Raw genomic sequence first — 22,969 nt, forward strand, 5'->3', positions numbered from 1 at the left:
AACGAAGACATTGCGCGATGGGCGCAAATTGTCAAAACTTCGGGTGCTTCGATCGATTGATGTATGGCCACTAACCTTGACGCTGAAATACTTGCCCACCTGCAATCTTGGCAAGGCCGCAGCGAAATATTTGAAGACCTTCTCACGCCCGCACCCTTGCGTGCGCTAAGCGCCACGCTGGACCGCGAGGATGCTTTGCCCGTAGCTGGCACAGAGCTGCCGCCTTTGTGGCATTGGTTGTTCTTTTTGCCGCACCATCGCCAAAGTGAAATTGGGCCTGATGGCCATGCCAACCGCGGTGGTTTTCTACCGCCTGTGCCGTTGCCGCGCCGCATGTGGGCGGGTGGACGTTTGCAGTGGCATGCGCCGTTACAAGTGGGTGACGCTGTTCAGCGTGTGTCCACCATTGAGTCGGTCACACACAAGGCGGGTCGCACGGGGGACTTGTTGTTTGTGTCGGTCAAGCATGAGGTGCACAACGCCCATGGCTTGTGTCTGAGCGAAGTGCATGACATCGTGTACCGCCCAGCGGCTCTACCCGGCGATCCTGTGCCCGCACCTATGGCGGCTGAAATACAAGCCACGTGGCAGCGCGACATCACGCCTGACGATGTGCTGTTGTTTCGTTACTCCGCACTCACCTTCAATGGTCATCGCATTCACTACGACCGCAAGTACGTCACGGATGTCGAGGGCTATCCTGGCCTCATCGTGCACGGGCCTTTGATTGCTACTTTGTTGCTGGACTTGGTGCGTCGTCATACCGACCGACCCGTTCGCAGTTTTGAGTTCCAAGCGTTGCGCCCCACTTTTGAGTGCGCCGATCAGCGCATCTTGCGCGTGTGCGGCGAGCCCGATGCCAAGGGCTCATCCATCCGACTTTGGGCGCAAGACCACGAAGGCTGGCTCACCATGCAAGCCACCGCCGAGCTCGGCTAATCCATTTGATTCACTCTGTATAAATTTATGTTGACCCACCACGACCAGTACCAAGATATCCGCGACGCCGTGCGCGACCTGTGCGCCCAATTTCCTGACGAGTACCACCGCAAAGTGGATGAACAACGCGGCTACCCTGAAGCCTTCGTCGACGCACTCACCAAGGCAGGCTGGATGGCCGCACTGATACCGCAAGAGTTCGGCGGCTCTGGCCTGAGCATGGCCGAGGCCTCGGTCATCATGGAAGAGATCAACCGCTCGGGCGGCAACTCGGGCGCTTGCCACGGCCAGATGTACGTGATGAATTCCATCGTGCGCAGCGGTTCGCAACAACAAAAAGACATGTTGCTGCCCAAAATCGCCACGGGCGAATTGCGCATCCAGTCCATGGGCGTGACCGAGCCCAGCACGGGCAGCGACACCACTCAGCTCAAAACCTCCGCCGTCAAAAAAGACGGCCGCTGGGTCATCAACGGCCAAAAGGTGTGGATCTCGCGCATCCAGCACAGCGACTTGATGATTTTGCTGGCACGCACCACGCCAGCAGATCAAGTGAAGAAAAAGTCTGAGGGCTTGTCTTGCTTTTTGATCGACCTCAAAACAGCGATGGGTAACGGCCTGACCGTGCGTCCCATTTTGAACATGGTCAACCACGAGACCAACGAGCTCTTTTTCGACAACCTCGAAATTCCCGAAGACGCCTTGTTGGGTGAAGAGGGCAAGGGCTTCAAGACGCTGCTCGACGGCTTGAACGCCGAGCGCACCCTGATCGCCGCCGAGTGCATTGGCGACGGCTACTGGTTCATCGACCGTGCCACCAAATATGCCAACGAGCGCGTGGTGTTTGGCCGCCCCATTGGCCAAAACCAAGGCGTGCAGTTTCCCATTGCCGACGCCTTCATCGAACTCGAAGCTGCTAATTTGATGCGTTGGAAAGCCTGCGAAAAAATCGATGCTATGCAAAACGCAGGGGCCGAATCCAACATGGCCAAGTACCTCGCGGCAAAGGCCAGTTGGGAGGCTGCCAATGTTTGTTTGCAAACGCATGGCGGTTTTGGCTTTGCGTGTGAGTACGACATCGAGCGCAAGTTTCGTGAAACGCGCCTGTATCAGGTGGCACCTATTTCGACCAATATGATTTTCAGCTACGTGGCCGAGCACATTCTCGGATTGCCGCGTTCGTTCTGAGGACGTCACGATGACCACCACAAAAGTCCGGCCTCTTGACCACATCACGGTAGTGTCTTTAGAGCACGCTATCGCAGCGCCGTTTTGTACCCGTCAATTGGCTGACTTGGGCGCACGCGTTATCAAGGTCGAGCGTCCAGGTGTGGGCGACTTTGCGCGTGACTATGACCAACGCGCACGAGGCGAGTCGTCACACTTTGTGTGGGTCAATCGCTCCAAAGAAAGCTTGGCGCTGGATCTCAAAGACCCGCAAGATCTAGCGGTCCTCAAACAACTCATTGCCAAGGCCGATGTGTTGGTGCAAAACTTGGCGCCCGGCGCCACCGGTCGAATGGGTTTAGATGCAGCCACCTTGCGTGCTGCCAACCCACGCCTCATCGTGTGCGACATCTCGGGCTATGGCAACGACGGTCCTTACCGAGACAAGAAAGCATATGACTTGCTCATCCAAAGCGAGGCCGGCTTTTTGAGCATCACTGGCACACCCGACCATCCGAGCAAAAGCGGCAACTCCATTGCCGACATTGCCGCTGGCATGTACGCCTACACCAACATCTTGTCTGCGCTGATTCAGCGCGACAAAACAGGCGAAGGCTCTCACATCGATGTGTCCATGCTCGAAGCTTTGGGCGAGTGGATGGGCTACCCCATGTATTACGCCATGGACAACGCATCGCCGCCGCCCCGCAACGCCGCAGCGCACGCCACCATTTACCCCTATGGGCCTTTCAACGCAGGCGATGGCGGCACGGTGATGTTGGGTTTGCAAAACGAGCGCGAGTGGGTGCAGTTTTGCCAACACGTGTTGCTGCAACCCGCGCTGACCACCGATGCAAGGTTTGACAGCAACGCCAGCCGCAATGCCAACCGAGCCGACTTAGAAAAAATCATCCTCGACACCTTTGCTGCCTTGACGGCTGCACAAGTGATTGAACGTCTGGATGTGGCGCAAATCGCCAACGCACGCATGAACACCATGGCCGATTTGTGGGCGCACCCGCAGCTGCAAGCGCGTGAGCGATGGGCCACGGTGGGCTCGCCAGCAGGCGATCTGCCAGCCTTGCTGCCGCCCGGCAAGCAAAGCGCTTTTGACTACCGCATGGATGCCATTCCCAAAGTGGGTGAACACACCCAAGCCATTTTGAAAGAACTGGGGATCCAACGATGAATGTTTTGTCCCCCAACTCCACCGCCAACAACAGCGCCACAGCCACGCTCGCAGCTTTTGCCGCGAACCTGAAGACTGCTGACATTCCTCAACACGTTTTGCGCAAAACTGAAGACCTGTGGGTCGATTGGTTTGGTTCTGCCATCGCGGGTCATGGCGCGCGTCCCGTCGAGACCTTGACCCAATTTGCTTTGAGCATGGGCCCCGCATCGGGACCTAGCGAGGTGTTGACCAACCGCAGCACCACCAGCCCCTATTGGGCGGCCATGGCCAATGCCGCGGCATCGCATGTGGCCGAGCAAGACGATGTGCACAACGGCTCTGTGTTTCACCCCGCCACGGTAGTGTTTCCGCCGGCGTTGGCCGTGGCACAAGCCATTGGGGCCAGCGGGGCGCAGCTCATCACCGCCGCGGTGGTGGGCTACGAAGTGGGCATTCGTGTGGGGGAGTTTTTAGGCCGCTCGCATTACCGCGTGTTTCACACCACGGGCACCGCGGGCACCTTGGCGGCTGCTGCTGCCGTGGGGCATTTGTTGGGGCTCAATGCCATGCAAATGCAGCACGCCTTTGGCTCGGCAGGTACGCAGTCGGCAGGTTTGTGGGAGTTTTTGCGCACCGCCGCTGACTCAAAGCAGTTGCATACCGCCCATGCTGCAGGCGCGGGTTTGATGGCGGCCTATTTGTCCAAAAATAACTTCACCGGTGCGGCACAAATTTTGGAAGGGCCGCAGGGCATGGCAGCGGGTATGTCCAGCGATGCCGATGTACGCAAACTCACCAAAGGTTTGGGCACGCGCTGGGCTACTGCAGAAACTTCGTTCAAGTATCACGCTTCGTGTCGCCACACCCACCCCGCGGCCGATGCTTTGCTGAAAGTGATGCAAGACCATCAGTTGCACATTGCTGACTTAGCCCGCGTCATCACCCATGTGCACCAAGGCGCGATCGATGTGTTGGGCCCAGTCACCCACCCCAGCACCGTCCATCAAAGCAAGTTCAGCATGGGCACGGTGTTGGCTTTGGTGGCGCGTTTTGAACATGCGGGTTTGAGCGAGTTTGACCAGTATTTCAAAGACGACATTACCCAAGCTTTGCGCGACAAGGTAGAGATGGTGTTGGACCAAGAGGTCGACACCGCCTACCCACAGCGTTGGATTGGCAAAGTGACGGTGCACACCACAGATGGCCGTGTGTTAACAGGCCGTGTGGATGAACCCAAGGGTGATCCTGGCAACACCCTAAGCCGTGACGAAATCACAGCCAAAGCCCTGCGCCTTGCAGCGCATAGTGGTGGCGCGACACCGCATGAGATGGCTGGCGTCGTGGCGCAGCTTTGGCAAGTCATACAGTGGCCAAACGTCGGCCGAATTCTGTCACCTGCATGACAAATCACAGGCTTTTGCAGAGTTGAGCGAGGGTTTACGGTCTTGTGTCAGGTGAGCTGATGTCTAAAGATACGACCAAATCTTAAGAAAGAGGAGCCGAAGATGAAAACGATGATCACCATCAAAACCCTATTGGCCGCTTGTGCCTTGGCTTGTGGCTTTGCCCATGCGCAAAAGTATCCCGACAAATCTATCACCTTGATCGTGCCTTTTGCTGCGGGTGGCCCCACGGACGTGGTGGCCCGCATGATGTCTATTCCCATGGGGCAGTCTTTGGGTCAGCCTGTGGTGGTCGAGAACGTCAACGGGGCGGGCGGCACGATTGGCGCCACCAAAGTGGCCCGTGCGGCACCCAATGGCTACACCATTTTCTTGCACCATATGGGCATGTCCACAGCACCGGCTTTGTACAACAAGCTAAGCTTTGACCCGTTGACTGATTTTGAATACATCGGTCAAGTGGTGGATGTGCCCATGACTTTGGTGGCGCGCAAAGACATTCCAGCCAACAACTTGCAAGAGTTGATTGCCTACATCAAGGCCAACGAAAACAAAGTGTCGCTGGCGGATGCTGGCCTAGGCGCTGTGTCTAACTTATGCGGCTTGATGTTCAAAAGCGCCATTGGCGTGAACATCAACACCATCCCCTACAAGGGCACAGGCCCTGCGATGAACGATTTGTTGGGTGGTCAAGTTGATATCTTGTGCGACCAAACCACGCAGACAGTGCCCATGATCAAAGATGGTCGCGTCAAAGTGTTTGGTGTCACCACCTTGAAGCGTTTGGCTGCGCTGCCCAATGTGCCAACTTTGGACGAGCAAGGTTTGAAGGGCTTTGAAGTCAAGGTGTGGCACGGCATGTATGCACCCAAAGGTACGCCGGCCCCTGTGTTGAAGAAAATCAACACGGCCATGCGTTTTGCCATGGCCGACCCCATGATCAAGCAACGTTTGACTGAGCTCAGTTCAGACATTCCATCCTCTGACAAGATGACGGCGGATGGTTTGAAAGACCACCTCAAGTTGGAAATCAACAAATGGGGCCCGATCATCCGCAAAGCGGGCGTCTCAGCGGATTAAGGGTTTTGAGTTTTTGGCTTAAAGCTACAAAACTCAGACACCCCACACTGCCAGCACAGCGGCTTGCGGGCTTGGCACACATAGCGGCCATGCAAGATAAGCCAATGATGTGCGTCCACCAAGTACGCTGCAGGAATGCGCTTGATCAATTTCATCTCCACAGCCAGCGGGGTTTTGCCAGGCCCCAAGCCTGTGCGGTTGCCTACGCGAAAGATGTGCGTGTCTACCGCCATCGTGGGCTCGCCAAAGGCTACGTTGAGCACCACGTTGGCTGTTTTTCGACCTACCCCGGGCAAGGCTTCTAAGGCCTCCCGGGTCCGAGGCACATGGCCTTGGTGCTGCTCGACCAAGATGAGGCAAGTCTGCATCAAGTGCTTGGCTTTGCTGTGGTACAGGCCGATCGTCTTGACATAACCTTCTAATCCATCAAGGCCCAAATGCAAAATCTGTTGCGGTGTGTTGGCCACGGGGAACAACTTGCGCGTGGCCTTGTTGACACCCACATCGGTGGCTTGGGCACTCAGCAGTACAGCGGCCAACAACTCGAACACGCTGGTATATTCCAATTCGGTATTGGGCTGTGGATTGGCTGCTTTCAGCGTCGCAAAAAAAGGCTCGATGTGCTGTGTTTTCATCCGACCATTATTCCCCACCATGCAATTTGCCGACCGCCTCAACAACGTTGAAACCTCCGCCATTCGTGAACTGTTCAAACTGCTGGGCAAGCCCGGCATCATCAGCTTTGCTGGCGGCTTCCCAGACAGCGCCATGTTTGATGTGCAAGGCATCCGCGAAGCCAGCAGCCGCGCCCTGACCGAAGAGCCAGGCGCTGCCTTGCAATACGGCGCGACTGAGGGCTACAACCCGCTGCGCGAACAACTCGTTGCCTTTATGTCCGATAAAGGCGTGAAGGGCTTAGACGCCACTGGCCTTATCGTCACCACCGGCAGCCAACAAGCGCTGGACCTGATTGCCAAAACCTTGCTTAACCCGAACGATGTGGCCTTGGTCGAAGGCCCTACTTTTTTGGCCACCATCCAGTGTTTCCGTTTGTATGGCCCGCAAGTGGTTGGCGTGCCGATCGACGCGCACGGCGTGCAAGTGGACAAGCTAGAAGAGATGATGGTGCAACACAAGCCAAAACTCGTCTACCTCATCCCCACCTTTGGCAACCCCAGCGGTGCCACGCTGAGCCTAGAGCGCCGTTTGCGGGTGCTGGAGCTCGCCGTGAAATACCAAACCGTCGTGGTCGAAGACGACCCCTACGGCGACCTGTACTTTGGCGATGCGCCGCCACCCTCGTTGCTCGCTTTGAGCGACCAAGTGCCGGGCAGCCGAGAGTGGTTGGTTTACTGCGGCTCGCTCAGCAAAGTGTTGTCGCCCGGCCTGCGTGTGGGCTGGATGATTGCCCCGCCCGAGCTCTTGGCCCGCGCCACCATGTGCAAACAGTTCAGCGATGCACACACTTCCACCTTCGCGCAAGCCACCGCGGCGCACTACCTCAAATCAGGCCGCATGCCCGCCACCTTGGCGCATGTGCGCAGTGTGTATGCCGAGCGCGCCACCGCAATGGGCGAAGCCCTGAAGCGAGAACTAGGCGACGCCCTGACATTCACCCAACCCCAAGGTGGTTTGTTTTTTTGGGCCAATCTCACGGGCGCTGGCGGCAAACTGAAAGACGGTGCCGAGCTGGCCAAACGCGCCATTGAACAAGGCGTTGCTTTTGTGCCCGGCGCACCGTTTTTTGCCAACGACCCCGATCCATCAGCCATTCGTTTGAGCTTTGCCACGGCGGATGTGGTCAAGATCAAAGAGGGCATCGCCCGACTGGGTTTGGCTGCCCTTTCGTAAATTTTTTCTCTCCAAAGCAGTTCACGCATTTTTAGGAGCCTTGTCATGCTGCCCTTGTCTCGCCGTCTTGCTTTTGTTCTGTTGTCTTTCTTCATGGTGGGGGGCTTTGCCAACACCTTAACCACTGATCCCAATTACAAGCCTGCCCGGGGTCAGAGTGGCAAAGACGTGATCTGGATTCCCACGCCGCCCGAGTTGGTTGAAAAAATGCTGAACATGGCCAAAGTCACGCCGCAAGATCGGGTGTTTGATCTGGGTTCGGGTGACGGCATTATTCCCATTGCGGCTGCACAAAAATTCAAGGCCAATGCCGTTGGCATTGAATTCAATGCCAACATGGCCGAGTTTGCCCGTCGCAAGGTGGCCGAGGCCGGGATGCAGGACAAGGTGCGCATCATCACGGGCGATATTTTTAAAGAAGATTTCAGCTCGGCCGACGTGGTCACCATGTACCTCTTGCCCGACCTCAACCTGCGCTTGCGTCCCACCATTTTGAAAATGAAGCCAGGCACGCGCGTGGTAGCGCATGCCTTTGACATGGGCGATTGGCAGCCTGACGAGAGCGCGATCGCCGCTGGCGCGAATGCCTATATGTGGATCGTCCCCACGTCCGTTCAAGGCGGCTGGAGTGTGACCTTTGATATGGGTAAAACAGCGCGACTCAGCCTAGAGCAAACCTTTCAAAACGTGGGCGGCACCATTACCCTAGATGGCCGCACGCAGCAGTTGTTGGGTGTCCGTTTGCGTGGCGAAGACTTGAGCTTTCAGTTCCGTGGAGAGGGTCAGGCTGTGAGCAGCTTCAGTGGCAAAGTCAATGGCAATAGCCTGAGTGGCAAGCTCTCCACAGATTACTTGGTTCAGACTTTGGACGGCCGACGCCTTTAAGCCGCCTTTAAGCCACGTGCTCCCTGAGCTGAATTGAACCCAACCTAATTGAGCAGATCATGAGCGACTCCTCTAGTCAAAGCGCGCAGCCCGCGCGTCTCTTGAGCGCCTTGGCCGCCGTGGCGCTGATTGTCGGCATCGTCATCGGTGCTGGCATTTTCAAAACCCCGGCTCTGGTGGCTGGCATCAGCGGCGATGCCGGCTGGGCCCTGACGATTTGGGTAGCAGGCGCGCTGATTTCCATGGCCGGCGCCTTGTGCTACGCCGAGCTCTGCACGGCTTACCCGCATGCGGGTGGGGACTACCATTTCTTGCGCCGTGCGTTTGGTCGCGACCTGGCTTTTTTGTACGCCTGGGCCCGCGCCACCATCATCAATACGGGCTCCATTGCGCTGTTGGCGTTTGTGTTTGGCGACTACTTCAGCACCTTGGTGCCTTTGGGTGCGCATTCAAGTGCCATTTGGGCGTTGGTCATTGTGGTGGCGCTCACGATGGTGAACATGGCTGGCATCCATGCGTCTTCACGCATGCAGATGGTGTTGATCACCCTCGAAGTGGCGGGCTTGCTGGCCGTGGTGGTGGCGGGCCTGTGGTTTGGTGATGCCGCAGCCCCAGCCAGCCTGAGCTGGTTTGAAAAACCCCCTCCAGCGGGCGCGTGGGGCTTGGCGTTGGTGTTTGTCTTGCTCACCTTTGGGGGTTGGAACGAGGCAGCGTATGTCTCGGCCGAGCTCAAGGGTGGTCCACGCAGCATGGTGCGCGTCATCGTGCTCAGCATGTTGGCGTTGACGGCTATTTACTTGTCGGTCAACCTTGCGCTGTTATGGGGCTTGGGGCAGGCCGGGCTCTCGGGCAGCAAGACGGCGGCCTCTAGTTTGGTGGGCATAGCCTTTGGCCCATGGGCTGAAAAGGCGCTGGGTCTGTCGGTGGCCATTGCTGCACTCACCAGCATCAACGCCACCATCATCGTGGGTGCTCGCACCAACTTTGCTTTGGGCCGCGACTGGGCCAGTTTGCAGGCCTTAGGCCAGTGGCAAACCCAAAACGGCGCCCCGCGCAAAGCCCTGTGGATGCAGGCCGTTATTGCCATTGCATTGGTGCTATTGGGCATGCAAGAGGGCGATGGTTTTTCTGCCATGGTCGAGTTCACGGCCCCCGTGTTCTGGGGCTTTTTGTTCCTGGTGGGCGTGGGCCTGATGTGGCTGCGTCAAACCGATCCTCTGGCTGATCGGCCATTTAAGGTGCCGCTTTATCCGCTGCTGCCGCTGGTGTTTTGCGCAGCTTGCGCGTGGTTGACCTACTCCAGCATCAGCTACGCCATTAGCCAAAATGCCATCCACGTTTCAGGCTGGCTGATCGCTACGGGCGTGCTTGCCTGGCTGGTGCTGCGTTGGCGCGAAAGCCGCCACAACAAAGATTAATTCAATAGGGGCGGCTCAGCCCGAGATGGCCTGATAGGCCAAAGCATCCATCAGCCCATCTAACTCGGCCGGGTTGCTGAGCTTGACCTTATAAAACCAACCCTCACCCTCGGGGTCGCTGTTGGCCAACGAAGGGTCGGCGCGCAAGGCTTCGTTTTGTTCGAGGATTTCCACACTTGCGGGCATGTGCACGTCGGCGGCGGCCTTGACCGACTCGACCACACCGGCAACGGTGCCTTGTGCAAAGGTTTTGCCGACTTCAGCGAAGTCAACAAACACGATGTCGCCCAATGTTTCTTGTGCGTGTTGGGTGATGCCCACCCAAGCGGTATCGCCTTCGATGCGCACCCATGTGTGTTCTGCGTGATATTGGTTCATAGTTTTTACATGCCGCTGTAGTTGGGACCGCCACCGCCTTCGGGCGTGACCCAGACGATGTTTTGGGTAGGGTCTTTGATGTCACAAGTTTTGCAGTGCACGCAGTTTTGCGCGTTGATTTGCAAACGATCAGAATTGTCTTCGTTCTTCACATACTCATACACACCGGCGGGGCAATATCGGCTCTCGGGGCCTGCGTAGGTGGCGAGGTTGATGTTGACGGGCACTGATGCGTCTTTGAGCGTCAAGTGCGCGGGTTGGTTTTCTTCGTGGTTGGTGTTGCTGATAAACACGCTGCTCAATCGGTCAAACGTGAGCTTGCCGTCTGGCTTGGGGTAGTTGATTTGCGCGTGCTGAGCTGCAGGCTCTAGGCTGACATGGTCGGGCTTGCTGCCATGCAGCGTCCACGGCGGGGTGTTGATGCCGAGCTTGGGCAAAAGCCATTGTTCGATGCCGGTCATCAGCGTGCCAACCCACATGCCTTTTTTGAACCACAGTTTGAAGTTGCGGTACTGGTGCAACTCTGTGTGCAGCCAGCTCTGCTTGAACGCAGCGGGATAAGCGCTCAGCTCGTCCTGGGCACGTCCTGCAGACACAGCCTCAAAAGCCGCATCGGCAGCCAGCATGCCGCTCTTGATGGCGGCGTGGCTGCCTTTGATACGGGCAGCGTTCAAGTAGCCCGCGTCGCAACCAATCAGTGCGCCGCCTGGGAACACGGTTTTGGGCAAGGCCTGTGGCGTGCCGTTGTTGATGGCGCGTGCGCCGTAGCCAATGCGCTTGGCGCCTTCGAGGTGGGCAGCAATGGCTGGGTGTGTTTTCCAGCGTTGCATTTCTTCAAACGGGCTGAGCCATGGGTTTTTGTAGTCAAGGCCCAGCACAAAGCCGAGGGTGACTTTGTTGTCTTCCAAGTGATACAAAAAGCCGCCACCAAAGGCGTCGTCTTGCATGGGCCAGCCTGAGGTGTGCACCACCAAACCGGGCTTGGCTTTGGAGGGGTCCACTTCCCACAGTTCTTTGATGCCGATGGCATAGCTTTGCGGGTCGCGGCCTTCGGCCAAGTTGTATTTGGCAATGAGTTGTTTGCCCAAGTGACCGCGTGCGCCTTCGGCAAAGATGGTGTACTTGGCGTGCAGTTCCATGCCGAGCTGGAAGTTGTCGGTGGGCTCGCCGTCTTTGCCGATGCCGAGGTTGCCGGTGGCAATGCCTTTCACAGCACCTTGCCCGTCATACAAAACTTCAGCTGCCGTGAAGCCAGGGAAGATTTCCACGCCCATCGATTCAGCATGCGCCGCCATCCACTTGGTCACATAGCTGAGCGACACCACATAGCAGCCATCGTTGTGAAAGTTGCGGGGCATCAACCATCCAGGCACGCGGGTGACGCCGGTTTGTGTGAGGGTGAGCAAGTCGTCGCCCGTTACCGCTTGGTTCAGTGGGCAGCCCAGTTCTTTCCAGTTGGGGATGAGCTCGGTCATGGCCTTGGGGTCCATCACTGCGCCAGACAAGATGTGCGCACCGGGCTCCGAGCCTTTTTCTAGCACCACCACAGAAACGTCGTTGCCCTTTTCTGCGGCGAGCTGTTTGATGCGAATGGCTGTGGCCAACCCACCCGGGCCGCCACCGACGATGGCCACGTCGTATTCCATGGCTTCGCGGGGGCCGAACTGGGCGAGAATTTCTTCTTGTGTCATTGCTTGTATGTTTCGGTCTGTTGTCAGAGGTGAGACAGATTTTAGGGCCTGACATAGACACACTTGTGATAATGAATTAACTCAACCTTCAGGAGCTCAACATGGCGTACAGCATGGATTTATCGGGTCGCGTAGCTTTGGTCACCGGTGCATCCAGCGGATTGGGTGCGCAATTTGCCCGCACCTTGTCGCGCGCTGGGGCCGCCGTGGTGCTGGCCAGCCGCCGTGTAGAAAAGCTCAAAGAGCTGCGTGCAGAGATTCAGTCTGAGGGTGGCGACGCCCATGTGGTGAGTTTGGATGTCACCACCTTGAGCAGCATCAAATCGGCAGTAGCCCATTCCGAGACTGAGGTGGGCAGTATCGATATTTTGGTCAACAACTCTGGCGTCAGCACCACACAGCGCGTGCAAGACGTGACCGAGGAAGACTTTGACTTCACCTTCAACACCAACGTGCGTGGTTCGTTCTTTGTGGCGCAAGAGGTGGGCAAACGTATGCTGGCCCGCGCTAAGGGATCGGCGCCTGGTAGCTACACCGGTGGGCGCATCATCAACATTGCTTCGGTGGTGGGTTTAAAAGTCTTGCCCCAGATCGCACCTTATGCCATGAGCAAAGCCGCCGTGATTCAAATGACCAAGGCCATGGCTTTGGAGTGGGGACGTTTTGGCATCAACGTCAACGCGATTTGTCCTGGCTACATCAGCACCGAAATGAATGAACACATTTGGAGCACAGAGGCGGGTCAAAAACTGGTGAACATGCTGCCGCGTAAGCGTGTGGGTCATCCGCAAGACTTGGATGCCTTGCTGGTCTTGCTGGCCAGTGCAGAAAGCGCGTTCATCAATGGCGCCATCATTTCGGCGGACGATGGGTTTTCAGTATGAGATACGAAATTCCTGAACACAAAAAGCTGGTGTACGAGACCACCATCCCTGTGCGCTGGGGTGACATGGATGCAATGGGCCATGTGAACAACACCATTTACTTCCGTTACCTCGAAATTGCCCGTGTCGATTGGTTGCGTCAATTCAATTCCGAGCCAAAGCCCGAGGGCGAAGGCCCCGTCATCGTGAATGCGTTTTGTAATTTTTACAAACAGCTGGAATACCCTTGTGATTTGTTGATCAAGATGTATGCCAGTGATCCAGGCCGCACCACATTTGAGACCTGGGCCACGATGGAGCAGGCCGCCAACCCCGGTGTGATTTACGCCGCAGGCGGCGCCACCACCATTTGGATCGACTTTCCCATGCAAAAAGCGGTGGACTTGCCCGACTGGGTGCGCGAGATGGTGACGCCTTAAAAGGCTTCAAAGCTGTTTGGGTGTCGTGGCCGCATCCAATTGTGTGAGCCACAACAGCGCAGCATCTCGGTCGGCCCCGCACATGTCAGCCGCAGGCTGCAAGCCACCACAAAACGCAGGCCGTTCGGGTTTGCCAAACACCGCGCAGCGCATGTCGGGCAGCAATTGCACGCATGGCACGCCTACCGGTTTGCCATGTGGCATGCCGGGTAGGGCGCTGGTGATGGAGGGCGCGATGCAACACGCGCCGCACCCGCTGCGGCATTCCATGAGGGGCTCCAAGTTGCTGCGTGTGGGGCGATGATCTTGGCGCAATTAACCCACCACCAACTTATGCACCAAGTCTGCGGTGGTCGATGCTTTGTATTTGCGCATCAACTTGGCGCGGTAAATCTCCACCGTGCGGTGGCTGATGCCCAGCACTTTGCCAATTTCTTTGGAAGTCATGCCCTCCATCAAAAATGCGGCCACTTCGCGTTCGCGGGCGGTCAACTCGGCTCGCACGGGGCGTGTGGCGCTAAGGTCTTCAAAGCTCCAGATGCCCGCTTCGTGGGGGGATTCAAGATTCAGGGCGCGGCCCGTCACATGGCACCAAAACGGCTCACCTTTGAGGCGACCATCAATGCGCTTCATCAAACGGTCGTCGGCGTAGAGGCCCTTGGTATTGAGGCTCAGTTTGATGCGTGCCCCCGTGCGTTCGTACTCATCAGCGCTGGGGTAGAGCACCTGAAATGACTGGCCCATCAGATGTTCTCGGGAAGTGCCAAACATGTCGCACACGTGTTGGTTGCAGTCCACCATGGTGCGGTTGCGCGACAGCACCAGGCCGACAGGGGCGAGGTCAAAGGCTTGGCGGTAATCAACTGACATCATCATGGGGCAACATAGCAGGGGTCTGTGCTTACGAAAAACTACGTAGTGAGTTACGTAGTATCGTAGTGCCATTCTGTTGTACTGACTGGAGCCTCCCTTGAACAAAGTTTTTCCATCTGCTGCTGAAGCACTCCAAGACATCGTGGCCGACGGCCAACTGATGGCTGTGGGCGGTTTTGGCTTGTGCGGGATTCCTGAAGCCCTGATTGACGCCTTGCGCGACACCGGTGTGAAAGACCTGACCGTTATTTCTAACAACGCTGGCGTTGACGGCTTTGGTTTGGGCAAGTTGCTTGAAACTCGCCAGATCAAAAAAATGATCTCCAGCTATGTGGGCGAGAACAAAGAGTTTGAGCGCCAATACTTGGCTGGCGAGCTAGAGCTTGAGTTCACACCCCAAGGCACGCTGGCCGAAAAGCTGCGTGCTGGTGGTGCTGGCATTCCCGCCTTCTTTACTAAAACCGGCGTAGGCACCTTGGTGGCCGAAGGCAAAGAGCTGCGCGAGTTCGACGGCGAGACCTATGTGATGGAGCGCTCGCTCGTGCCTGAAATCTCGCTTATCAAAGCTGATGTGGCCGACCGCTCTGGCAATTTGCGTTTCAACATGACGGCTCGCAACTTCAACCCCGCTGCAGCCACCGCAGGCAAGATTTGCGTGGTCGAGGTAGAGCGCATTGTGGCCACTGGCGAACTGGCCCCTGACGACATTCACTTGCCCGGTATTTATGTGCACCGAATCGTGCTCAACGCCACCCCCGAGAAGCGCATCGAAAAGCGCACTACTCGTGACCGTAAATAAGGAATAGACATGGCTTGGACTCAAGACGAAATGGCCGCACGTGCGGCAAGCGAACTGCAAGACGGTTTTTATGTCAACCTCGGCATCGGCATTCCCACGTTGGTGGCCAACCACGTGCCCGACCACGTCGAAGTGTGGCTGCAAAGCGAAAACGGCATGTTGGGCATTGGCGCTTTTCCGTATGAAGATGAGGTCGATGCCGACCTCATCAACGCGGGCAAGCAAACCGTCACCACCATCAAAGGCTCGGCGATTTTTGGTAGCGATCAATCGTTTGCCATGATCCGAGGCGGCAAGATCAACCTCTCCATTCTTGGCGCAATGCAAGTGAGCGAGAAGGGTGACTTGGCCAACTGGATGATTCCCGGCAAGATGATCAAAGGTATGGGCGGCGCGATGGACTTGGTGGCTGGCGTCAAACGCGTCATCATCTTGATGGAGCACGTGGCGAAGAAAAAGGACGGCACCGAAGATTTAAAAATCTTGAAAAACTGTACCTTGCCACTCACAGGCGTGGGCGTGGTTGACCGCATCATCACCGATCTTGCGGTGATGGACGTGTTGCCTGAAGGCCTCAAAGTGATTGAGCTGGCACCTGGTGTGACTCGTGAGTTCTTGCAAAGCAAGACAGGTGTGACCTTGTTGTGATGAGGGACTAAACTGGTTCATTCATAACAAGAGGAAACATCATGAAAATTTTGGTTGCTGTCGACGGTTCTAAATCTTCATTGAACGCGGTCAAGTACGCCGTGAAGTTAGCCTCCAACTTTCGTACGCAAGATCGCATCACCTTGATCAACGTGCACGATGACCAAGGCTTGCGTCATGCGCAGCAGTTCGTAGGTAAAGAAGGCATTGCCGACTACCTGCGCGAATTGAGCGACAAAGAGATCAAGGCCGCTTTGGCAGTCTTGGTGAAGGCGGGCGTCAAGCACGACAGCATCATTCAAACAGGTCATGTGGCGGAAGTTATTTCTAATGCCGCAGACAAAAAGTTTGACATGGTGGTGATGGGCACCAAAGGCCGCAGCGGCATCGTTGATTTGTTGGTGGGCTCTGTGGCGCAGCGTGTCATGGCCACTTGCAAAAAGCCCGTGTTGTTGGTGAAGTAATCGCCCCGTTGGATGCTGCGGCATCCATTGAAAAAGCCGCTCAGTTCAACTTGAGCGGCTTTTTTATGAGTGGAGCGGGTGATGGGAATCGAACCCACGTTATTTGCTTGGGAAGCAAGAGTCCTACCATTGAACGACACCCGCATAAAGTGCTGGCATTGTAGCGATGCTTGCCCTAAACTTAATCACGTGGCACGTGTGGTTTAAGGAATGAAGCATGAAAAAAATCTTAGTGGTGACAACGATGTGGATGTGTTTTGCCGTGCATGCGCAAAGCTGCGACGATATTAAGGACAAAGACAAGGCCCATTACTGCCGAGCCACCACGACCAACGATAAGTCACATTGCCAAAAAATCGCTGGCAATGATTTGCTCAATCTGTGCATGGGTAAAGTCGAAAACGACATGAAGTATTGCCGCCGCATCGCAGCCGAGAAAATCAAGAAAAGATGTGAAAACAGCATCCGCTAGGGATGCTGTTGCAGGGCGAGCATGGCGAGCTTTTAAGCTTCTACCAGCGCTTGTTTCATCACATTACCCAATTGTTTGAAGTAATCATGCGCCATTGGCGTTGGCACCAAATATTTGGTGCGGCGGTTTTTACCTTCAAACACGGTATCAATCATGCCCAACTCACGCAGTTGGTCGAGCTTACGGTGAATGGTGGCTGGCGAAGCAATGGCGCTCAAAGCCATGGCATCGGTCACGGTCAACGGCTTTTCGGATGCGTGACGAACCGCAATCACTTCGAGTAGCTTTTTGGCATCTAAGTCCATTGTGGGCGCATTAGCACTACCGTCTAAGGCGTGAATGAGATTAAGAAAGCGCAGATAAATTTGCTTGGAGTCCATGTGGGATAGTGCCTTTGTTTCAACAATAAATTGATAAATTAATTGTATAAATTGATTTAGATCAAAACAAATTTATTTTATGTAAAAACACGTAGACCCGCGTTTTTAAAGGATTTGGCGTTATTTGAGGATGTCGCCCAAGCACAAGTATTTCATTTCAAGGTATTCGTCCATGCCGTGGCTAGACCCTTCGCGCCCCAAGCCCGACTGCTTGACACCACCAAAAGGCACATGCTCGGTGGCAATCACCCCCACGTTAATGCCCACCATGCCGTATTCCAGCGCTTCGCTCACGCGGTAGATGCGGCCAATGTCGCGGCTGTAAAAGTAGCTGGCCAAGCCAAACTCGGTGTTGTTGGCGGCGTCGATGGCTTCTTGGTCCTGGTGAAAGCGAAACACGGGGGCGAAAGGGCCAAAGGTTTCTTCGCGGGCGCACAGCATGTCGGCGCGGGCGTTGGCCATGACGGTGGGCGCGTAAAACTGGCCGTCTAGCTTGTGGCCGCCCACCATGACCTTGCCGCCCTTGGCAATGGCGTCTTTCACATGGCGCTCCACCTTTTCAATGGCGGCCTGCTCAATCAGCGGGCCTTGCGACACGCCGTCGTCAAAGCCGTTGCCTACCTTTAGGGCTTTGACCTTGGCCGAGAACTTTTGCACAAACTCGTCGTACACCGCGTCTTGCACGTAAATGCGGTTGGCGCACACGCAGGTTTGGCCGGCGTTGCGGTATTTGCTGGCCATCGCGCCATCCACAGCGCTGTCGATGTCGGCATCGTCAAACACGATGAACGGGGCGTTGCCACCCAACTCGAGGGCCAGCTTCTTGATGCTGGGCGCAGACTGCGCCATCAAAATACGGCCCACTTCGGTGGAGCCTGTAAAGCTGATGTGGCGCACGATGTCGCTGCTGCAAAACACCTTGCCGATGGCAATGCTGTTGTCGCTGTCGGCGCTGAGGATGTTCAACACGCCGGCAGGAATGCCTGCGCGAATTGCCAGCTCAGCAGCGGCCAAGGCGGTAAGTGGCGTGAGTTCGGCGGGTTTGATCACCACGGGGCAGCCCGCAGCCAAGGCGGGCGCCACTTTGCGGGTAATCATGGCCAGCGGAAAGTTCCAAGGCGTGATGGCTGCGCACACGCCGATGGGTTGCTTCAGCACCATCAAGCGTCGGTTGTTGTCAAACTGGGGCAGGGTTTCGCCGTTGACGCGCTTGGCTTCTTCGGCAAACCATTCCACAAAGCTGGCGCCGTAGGCCACTTCGCCTTTGGCTTCGGCAAAGGGCTTGCCTTGTTCGGCGGTCATGATGCGGGCCAAGTCTTCTTGGTTGGCCATCAGCAGGTCAAACCACTTACGCAAAATAATGCTGCGTTCTTTGCCTGTTTTATTACGCCAGGCGGGCCATGCGGCGTTGGCGGCGTCAAGGGCGGCTTCGGCGTCTTTGGCGGTTAGGTTGGCCACATCGGCCAGCTTTTGACCGGTGGCGGGGTCATGCACATCAAAGCGGCTGCCGCCCTTGGCCCATTGGCCATTGATCAGCGCATCGGTCTTGAGCAGGCTGGGGTCGTTGAGCAAAGAAAGGGGTGCTGTCTTCATGTCCATCACGGTCTCCAAAATAGTTGAATCAAGCATACCGCCGCCCCAAAGCCTGCGATGACTCTGGGGTGACACCGAAACTTATAATTGCAGCATGACTACACCCCAATTCACCGTCGCTGACATTCGCAAATCATTCTTGGACTTCTTTGAGTCCAAAGGCCACACCGTCGTGGCTTCTAGCCCACTGGTGCCGGGAAACGACCCCACCTTGATGTTCACCAACTCGGGCATGGTTCAGTTCAAAGACGTGTTCTTGGGCGAAGACAAGCGCTCTTATGTTCGCGCTGCCTCGGTGCAAGCTTGCTTGCGTGCCGGTGGCAAACACAACGACTTAGAAAACGTGGGCTACACCGCGCGCCACCACACCTTTTTTGAGATGCTGGGTAACTGGTCTTTTGGTGACTACTTCAAACGCGAATCGCTCAAGTGGGCATGGGAGTTGTTGACCGAGGTCTACAAGCTGCCCGCCGACCGTTTGCTGGCCACCGTTTACCAAGAGGACGACGAGGCGTATGACATTTGGACCAAAGAAATTGGCCTGCCACCCGAGCGCGTGATTCGCATTGGCGACAACAAAGGCGGCCGCTACAAGAGCGACAACTTCTGGATGATGGCTGACACGGGCCCCTGCGGTCCTTGCTCTGAAATTTTCTACGACCACGGCGACCACATCCCTGGCGGCCCTCCCGGTAGCCCCGATGAAGACGGCGACCGCTTCATCGAAATTTGGAACAACGTGTTCATGCAGTTCAACATGGCAGAGGACGGCAGCATTACCCGCTTGCCCGCGCCTTGCGTGGACACGGGCATGGGCCTAGAACGCTTGGCTGCCATCTTGCAGCATGTGCACAGCAACTACGAAATCGACATCTTTGATGCCCTTATCAAAGCCGCTTCACGCGAAACGGGTTGCGCTGATTTGGGCCATAAGAGCTTGCGCGTGATTGCCGATCACATTCGCGCCACCTCATTCTTGGTGAGCGATGGCGTGGTGCCCAGCAACGAAGGCCGAGGCTATGTGCAGCGCCGTATCATCCGCCGCGCCATTCGTCACGGTTATTTATTGGGCCAGAAAAAACCGTTCTTTCACAAGCTAGTGCCTGACTTGGTCAAGCTCATGGGTGCCGCTTATCCCAACATGTCATCGCAAGCCGATCGCATTGCGTCGGTGCTGAAAGCCGAAGAAGAGCGCTTCTTTGAAACCCTCGAAGTCGGCATGCAAATTTTGGATGCCGCTTTGGAAGGTGGCGTCCAAGTGTTGCCAGGTGAAGTGGCCTTCAAGTTGCACGACACCTACGGCTTTCCGCTCGACTTATCGGCTGACGTGTGCCGCGAACGTGGCTTGAGCGTGGACGAAGCGGGCTTTGCCGCTGCGATGGAAAAACAAAAGAACCAAGCCCGCGCTGCAGGTAAGTTCAAGATGGACAAGGCCTTGGACTACACAGGCGTTATCAACACATTCGTGGGCTACGACGACCTGAAAGCCACGTCCAAAGTGGTGGCAGTGTACTTGGACGGCAACTCTGTGGCCGAACTCAAGCATGGCCAAACGGGCGTGGTGGTGTTGGACGCGACACCCTTCTACGCCGAGAGCGGCGGCCAAGTAGGCGACGCGGGTGCGTTGGTCAGCGGCTCTGCCAGCTTTGCTGTGGAAGATACCCTGAAGATCAAGGCCGATGTGTTTGGCCACCACGGCACCTTGACCCAAGGCACTTTGGCCGTGGGCGACCCTGTGGATGCGCAAGTTGACGTGCATGTGCGCGCAGCCACCGTGCGCAACCACTCGGCCACCCACTTGATGCACAAAGCCTTGCGCGAGGTGTTGGGCGACCATGTGCAACAAAAAGGCAGCTTGGTGAATGCCGAGCGCACACGCTTTGACTTTGCGCACAACGCCCCAATGACCGATGCGCAGATTCGCGAGATCGAAGCCAAGGTTAACGACGAAATTTTGGCTAACGCTGCTGCGCAAGCACGCGTGATGGACATCGAGTCAGCGCAAAAAACAGGCGCCATGATGTTGTTTGGCGAGAAGTACGGCGAGACCGTGCGCGTGCTTGACATTGGATCCAGTCGCGAGTTGTGCGGTGGTACCCACGTCAAAGCGACGGGTGACATTGGTTTGTTCAAGGTGGTGAGCGAAAGTGGTGTGGCCGCTGGCGTACGCCGCATTGAGGCCATCACTGGCGCGAATGCCTTGGGTTATTTGCAATCGCTGGAAGACTCAGTGGCGCAAGCCGCTGGTGCGCTCAAAGCGCCACCGACTGAGTTGAATACGCGCTTGACCCAAGTGTTGGATCAAGTTAAAGCGCTTGAGAAAGAAGTGTCGGCCCTCAAAGGCAAAGTGGCTTCTGCCCAAGGCGATGAGTTGATGACGCAAGCACTTGATGTGAAGGGCACCAAACTATTGGTGGCCAAGCTCGAAGGCGCGGATGCCAAAACTTTGCGCGACACACTAGACAAGCTCAAAGACAAAATGAAGTCGGCCGTCATCGTGCTGGCCGCAGTGGACGGCGAAAAGGTGAACATCGCCGCAGGCGTGACCGCTGACAACGTAGGCAAAGTCAAAGCTGGCGAGTTGGCCAACTTTGTAGCCCAACAAGTGGGCGGCAAAGGTGGCGGCAAGCCGGACATGGCCATGGCTGGCGGCACTGATGCCGCAGCCTTGCCTAAGGCTTTGGACAGCGTGCAAGCTTGGGTAACTGAGCGACTTTAAATTTCTTAAGCCTATTGAAAGCACTGTTTAAAGCACTGTCTTAAAGCGCTGTCGTTTTAAACGCCAGCGCTTTTTTATGCGTGAATGTTCAGGCGCAAAGTGGTGTGAAATGTTCGCGGTTCACCTGTAACTGGATCGGCAAAGCTCACGCTTTTGGCCAATAGTTGCAACGGGTTGCTGAAGTCTTCATCTGCATCCGGCCCGCGCAACACGGTGGGGTAAAACTGATCGCCTTCGAGCGGCAAGCCCAGCGCCATCATGTGCACGCGCAATTGGTGGCGTTTGCCGCTGATGGGCTCTAGCTGGTAAAGCGCACGAGCGCCTTCAACTTTGAGCAGGCTGATGCGTGTTTCGCTGTTGGGCTCGCCATCTACTTCTTGTGTTTTAAAAAAAAGCGTGTCGGGTTGCAAGCGGCTGGTGTGTAAGCGGGGCAATTGAAGCGCGGGGTTGAACGCCGCCACTGCTTCGTATACCTTGTGCATTTGTTTGTCGCGAAACAGCGCGTGGTACGCATCGCGGTCTTGCAGGCGCTTGCCAAACATCACCAAGCCAGCAGTTTCGCGGTCGATGCGGTGCAGGGGCACGAGGTCGTCGTTGTCCGCGAGGTGTTTAAGCTGCACCAACAAACTTTGCTGCACATAGCGACCCGCAGGCGTGACCGGCATGAAGTGCGGTTTGTCGGCCACGATCAAGTGCTCGTCTTCAAACACGATGCGGGCCTTTTCGGGTAGCACTGGCTCATTGGCGATGTGGCGGTAGTAGTAGACCTTGGTGAGCGGTTTGTAGATCTGCGTGGCTGCGACGGGCTGGGCTGATTCGTCCAGCACCAGTTGGTCGGCAAAGCGTTGCAGCCACTCATCACGCGAGATGTCGGGCATGCGCTCCAGCAAAAAATCCAGCACCGTGGGCCAAGGCCCAGAGGGGAGCGACACGCGGCTAGCGCCTACGCCGTTGCGCGTGGGGATACGCATGTGTGCCAGAACTCTTAGACCTTGATGAACACCAAGTCCCACACACCGTGGCCGAGCTTCAAGCCTCGGTTTTCAAACTTGGTGAGAGGGCGGTAGGCGGGCTTTTCGGCAAAGCCGCTGACGTCGGTGGCGGTGTTTTTCAGCAAAGGCTCGGCAGACACCACTTGCATCATTTGCTCTGAATACGGTTGCCAGTCAGTGGCCAAGTGCAGGTAGCCGCCGGGCTTGATATGTTGGGCCAAGCGGTTCACAAACGCGCTTTGAATCAAACGGCGTTTGTGATGGCGGCTTTTGTGCCACGGGTCGGGGAAGAAGATGTGCACGCCGTCGAGGCTGTTCTCGCCCAGCATGTGGTCCATTACCTCAATCGCGTCGTGCTGCACGATGCGAATGTTGCCAATGCTTTCTTCGCCGCAGTGCTTCAGCAACGCACCCACGCCTGGCGCGTGAACTTCGCAGCACAAAAAGTTGTCATCAGGGCGCGCGTGCGCAATCTTGGCAGTGGCGTCCCCCATGCCAAAACCAATTTCCAAAATCAGCGGTGCTGTGCGACCAAACGCAGCGGCTACATCCAAACGCTCAGGTGAGTAAGGCAGCAAAAACTGTGGGCCAAACTGCTCAAACGCACGCGTCTGCCCAGGCCCCATACGCCCAGCACGCAGCACGTAAGTTTTGATCACGCGCATGAACGGCGTGTCGGGTTTTGTAGCGTCTGGAGTGGTGGGCGTGTCGGCGGTGATCATGGCGGAAGAATCTAGAAATAG

At 56.4% G+C, this 22,969-nt stretch carries 24 protein-coding genes and 1 tRNA gene; 15 read left to right on the forward strand and 10 right to left on the reverse strand.

Going from position 1 to position 22,969, the window contains the following annotated elements; translation table 11 throughout:
- Window positions 1-63: 63 nt before the first annotated feature.
- The 5 genes from ABWP81_RS09760 to ABWP81_RS09780 all read left to right on the forward strand — a co-directional run bounded on the left by ABWP81_RS09760 (window position 64) and on the right by ABWP81_RS09780 (window position 5,760).
- Window positions 64-939 (forward strand): HTD2 family dehydratase, encoded by an 876-nt coding sequence (locus ABWP81_RS09760; RefSeq protein ID WP_353141405.1) that lies wholly within the window; start codon window positions 64-66, stop codon window positions 937-939.
- A 27-nt stretch (window positions 940-966) separates the two neighbouring features.
- Window positions 967-2,127 (forward strand): acyl-CoA dehydrogenase family protein, encoded by a 1,161-nt coding sequence (locus tag ABWP81_RS09765; protein WP_353135250.1) that lies wholly within the window; start codon window positions 967-969, stop codon window positions 2,125-2,127.
- Between the two features lie 10 nt (window positions 2,128-2,137).
- On the forward strand, window positions 2,138-3,295 hold the full coding sequence (locus ABWP81_RS09770) for a CaiB/BaiF CoA transferase family protein (RefSeq protein ID WP_353141407.1): 1,158 nt from the start codon (window positions 2,138-2,140) through the stop codon (window positions 3,293-3,295).
- A complete protein-coding gene (locus ABWP81_RS09775; RefSeq protein ID WP_353141409.1) occupies window positions 3,292-4,680 on the forward strand; it encodes an MmgE/PrpD family protein in 1,389 nt (462 codons plus the stop codon). The genes ABWP81_RS09770 and ABWP81_RS09775 overlap by 4 nt, the downstream gene beginning before the upstream one ends.
- Before the next feature lie 111 nt (window positions 4,681-4,791).
- Window positions 4,792-5,760 carry a tripartite tricarboxylate transporter substrate-binding protein gene (locus ABWP81_RS09780; RefSeq protein ID WP_502905533.1) on the forward strand — a complete coding sequence of 323 codons (969 nt, stop codon included), beginning with the start codon at window positions 4,792-4,794 and terminating at the stop codon, window positions 5,758-5,760.
- On the opposite strand, the gene nth is transcribed toward ABWP81_RS09780, so the two are convergent.
- Entirely contained in the window at window positions 5,757-6,395 is a 639-nt protein-coding gene (gene nth, locus ABWP81_RS09785) for an endonuclease III (protein WP_353141413.1), read from the reverse strand. The two genes, ABWP81_RS09780 and nth, sit on opposite strands and share 4 nt — an antisense overlap.
- A gap of 19 nt (window positions 6,396-6,414) precedes the next feature.
- Here nth and ABWP81_RS09790 point away from each other — a divergent pair, with 19 nt between their 5' ends.
- From ABWP81_RS09790 to ABWP81_RS09800, 3 genes are read left to right on the forward strand one after another with little or no spacing between them, the layout of a single operon-like run.
- Window positions 6,415-7,611 (forward strand): aminotransferase-like domain-containing protein, encoded by a 1,197-nt coding sequence (locus tag ABWP81_RS09790; protein WP_353141415.1) that lies wholly within the window; start codon window positions 6,415-6,417, stop codon window positions 7,609-7,611.
- Window positions 7,612-7,656: 45 nt separating this feature from the next.
- Window positions 7,657-8,496, forward strand: coding sequence for a methyltransferase domain-containing protein (locus ABWP81_RS09795; RefSeq protein WP_353141417.1), 840 nt, complete (start codon window positions 7,657-7,659; stop codon window positions 8,494-8,496).
- Window positions 8,497-8,555: 59 nt separating this feature from the next.
- Complete coding sequence (locus ABWP81_RS09800) at window positions 8,556-9,914, forward strand: APC family permease (RefSeq protein WP_353141419.1); 1,359 nt, start codon at window positions 8,556-8,558, stop codon at window positions 9,912-9,914.
- A gap of 15 nt (window positions 9,915-9,929) precedes the next feature.
- Here ABWP81_RS09800 and gcvH read toward each other — a convergent pair whose 3' ends face one another.
- Together gcvH and ABWP81_RS09810 are read right to left on the reverse strand one after the other, a co-directional pair.
- Entirely contained in the window at window positions 9,930-10,292 is a 363-nt protein-coding gene (gcvH, locus tag ABWP81_RS09805) for a glycine cleavage system protein GcvH (RefSeq protein WP_353135274.1), read from the reverse strand.
- Window positions 10,293-10,297: 5 nt separating this feature from the next.
- Window positions 10,298-11,983 (reverse strand): electron transfer flavoprotein-ubiquinone oxidoreductase, encoded by a 1,686-nt coding sequence (locus ABWP81_RS09810; protein WP_353141421.1) that lies wholly within the window; start codon window positions 11,981-11,983, stop codon window positions 10,298-10,300.
- A 101-nt stretch (window positions 11,984-12,084) separates the two neighbouring features.
- Here ABWP81_RS09810 and ABWP81_RS09815 point away from each other — a divergent pair, with 101 nt between their 5' ends.
- Window positions 12,085-12,867 carry an SDR family oxidoreductase gene (locus tag ABWP81_RS09815; RefSeq protein ID WP_353141423.1) on the forward strand — a complete coding sequence of 261 codons (783 nt, stop codon included), beginning with the start codon at window positions 12,085-12,087 and terminating at the stop codon, window positions 12,865-12,867.
- Window positions 12,864-13,286, forward strand: a complete 423-nt coding sequence (locus ABWP81_RS09820; RefSeq protein ID WP_353141425.1) for an acyl-CoA thioesterase — start codon at window positions 12,864-12,866, stop codon at window positions 13,284-13,286. Before ABWP81_RS09815 ends, ABWP81_RS09820 begins: the two co-directional genes overlap by 4 nt.
- A gap of 6 nt (window positions 13,287-13,292) precedes the next feature.
- Here the strand turns inward: ABWP81_RS09820 and ABWP81_RS09825 are convergent, their stop codons facing one another.
- Both ABWP81_RS09825 and ABWP81_RS09830 read right to left on the reverse strand, forming a co-directional pair.
- A complete protein-coding gene (locus ABWP81_RS09825) occupies window positions 13,293-13,556 on the reverse strand; it encodes a YkgJ family cysteine cluster protein (protein WP_353141427.1) in 264 nt (87 codons plus the stop codon).
- A gap of 45 nt (window positions 13,557-13,601) precedes the next feature.
- Entirely contained in the window at window positions 13,602-14,156 is a 555-nt protein-coding gene (locus tag ABWP81_RS09830) for a LuxR C-terminal-related transcriptional regulator (RefSeq protein ID WP_353141439.1), read from the reverse strand.
- Window positions 14,157-14,256: 100 nt separating this feature from the next.
- Between ABWP81_RS09830 and ABWP81_RS09835 the strand changes: the two genes are divergently transcribed.
- Genes ABWP81_RS09835 through ABWP81_RS09845 form a run of 3 tightly spaced genes read left to right on the forward strand, consistent with a single transcriptional unit; the run spans window position 14,257 to window position 16,070 of the window.
- Window positions 14,257-14,958, forward strand: coding sequence for a CoA transferase subunit A (locus ABWP81_RS09835; RefSeq protein WP_353141429.1), 702 nt, complete (start codon window positions 14,257-14,259; stop codon window positions 14,956-14,958).
- A 9-nt stretch (window positions 14,959-14,967) separates the two neighbouring features.
- On the forward strand, window positions 14,968-15,606 hold the full coding sequence (locus tag ABWP81_RS09840; RefSeq protein WP_353141431.1) for a 3-oxoacid CoA-transferase subunit B: 639 nt from the start codon (window positions 14,968-14,970) through the stop codon (window positions 15,604-15,606).
- A 41-nt stretch (window positions 15,607-15,647) separates the two neighbouring features.
- Window positions 15,648-16,070 carry a universal stress protein gene (locus ABWP81_RS09845; RefSeq protein WP_353135292.1) on the forward strand — a complete coding sequence of 141 codons (423 nt, stop codon included), beginning with the start codon at window positions 15,648-15,650 and terminating at the stop codon, window positions 16,068-16,070.
- Between the two features lie 70 nt (window positions 16,071-16,140).
- Here the strand turns inward: ABWP81_RS09845 and ABWP81_RS09850 are convergent.
- Window positions 16,141-16,214 (reverse strand) — tRNA-Gly (locus tag ABWP81_RS09850).
- Between the two features lie 73 nt (window positions 16,215-16,287).
- On the opposite strand from ABWP81_RS09850, the gene ABWP81_RS09855 reads away from it, so the two are divergent.
- A complete protein-coding gene (locus tag ABWP81_RS09855) occupies window positions 16,288-16,542 on the forward strand; it encodes a hypothetical protein (RefSeq protein ID WP_353134664.1) in 255 nt (84 codons plus the stop codon).
- Window positions 16,543-16,574: 32 nt separating this feature from the next.
- On the opposite strand, the gene ABWP81_RS09860 is transcribed toward ABWP81_RS09855, so the two are convergent.
- Both ABWP81_RS09860 and ABWP81_RS09865 read right to left on the reverse strand, forming a co-directional pair.
- Complete coding sequence (locus ABWP81_RS09860; protein WP_353141433.1) at window positions 16,575-16,922, reverse strand: hypothetical protein; 348 nt, start codon at window positions 16,920-16,922, stop codon at window positions 16,575-16,577.
- Between the two features lie 120 nt (window positions 16,923-17,042).
- Window positions 17,043-18,521, reverse strand: a complete 1,479-nt coding sequence (locus ABWP81_RS09865) for an NAD-dependent succinate-semialdehyde dehydrogenase (RefSeq protein ID WP_353141441.1) — start codon at window positions 18,519-18,521, stop codon at window positions 17,043-17,045.
- A gap of 88 nt (window positions 18,522-18,609) precedes the next feature.
- Between ABWP81_RS09865 and alaS the strand changes: the two genes are divergently transcribed.
- A complete protein-coding gene (gene alaS / locus ABWP81_RS09870) occupies window positions 18,610-21,234 on the forward strand; it encodes an alanine--tRNA ligase (protein WP_353141435.1) in 2,625 nt (874 codons plus the stop codon).
- 74 nt (window positions 21,235-21,308) lie between these two features.
- On the opposite strand, the gene ABWP81_RS09875 is transcribed toward alaS, so the two are convergent.
- Together ABWP81_RS09875 and trmB are read right to left on the reverse strand one after the other, a co-directional pair.
- Window positions 21,309-22,205 (reverse strand): pseudouridine synthase, encoded by an 897-nt coding sequence (locus ABWP81_RS09875; RefSeq protein ID WP_353141437.1) that lies wholly within the window; start codon window positions 22,203-22,205, stop codon window positions 21,309-21,311.
- A 14-nt stretch (window positions 22,206-22,219) separates the two neighbouring features.
- The gene (gene trmB, locus ABWP81_RS09880) at window positions 22,220-22,948 is read right to left on the reverse strand and encodes a tRNA (guanosine(46)-N7)-methyltransferase TrmB (RefSeq protein ID WP_353141443.1); all 729 of its coding nucleotides are present in this window, start codon (window positions 22,946-22,948) and stop codon (window positions 22,220-22,222) included.
- Window positions 22,949-22,969 lie beyond the last annotated feature (21 nt).

This window comes from Limnohabitans sp., from assembly GCF_040401135.1.
Taxonomy (GTDB): Bacteria; Pseudomonadota; Gammaproteobacteria; order Burkholderiales; family Burkholderiaceae_C; genus Limnohabitans.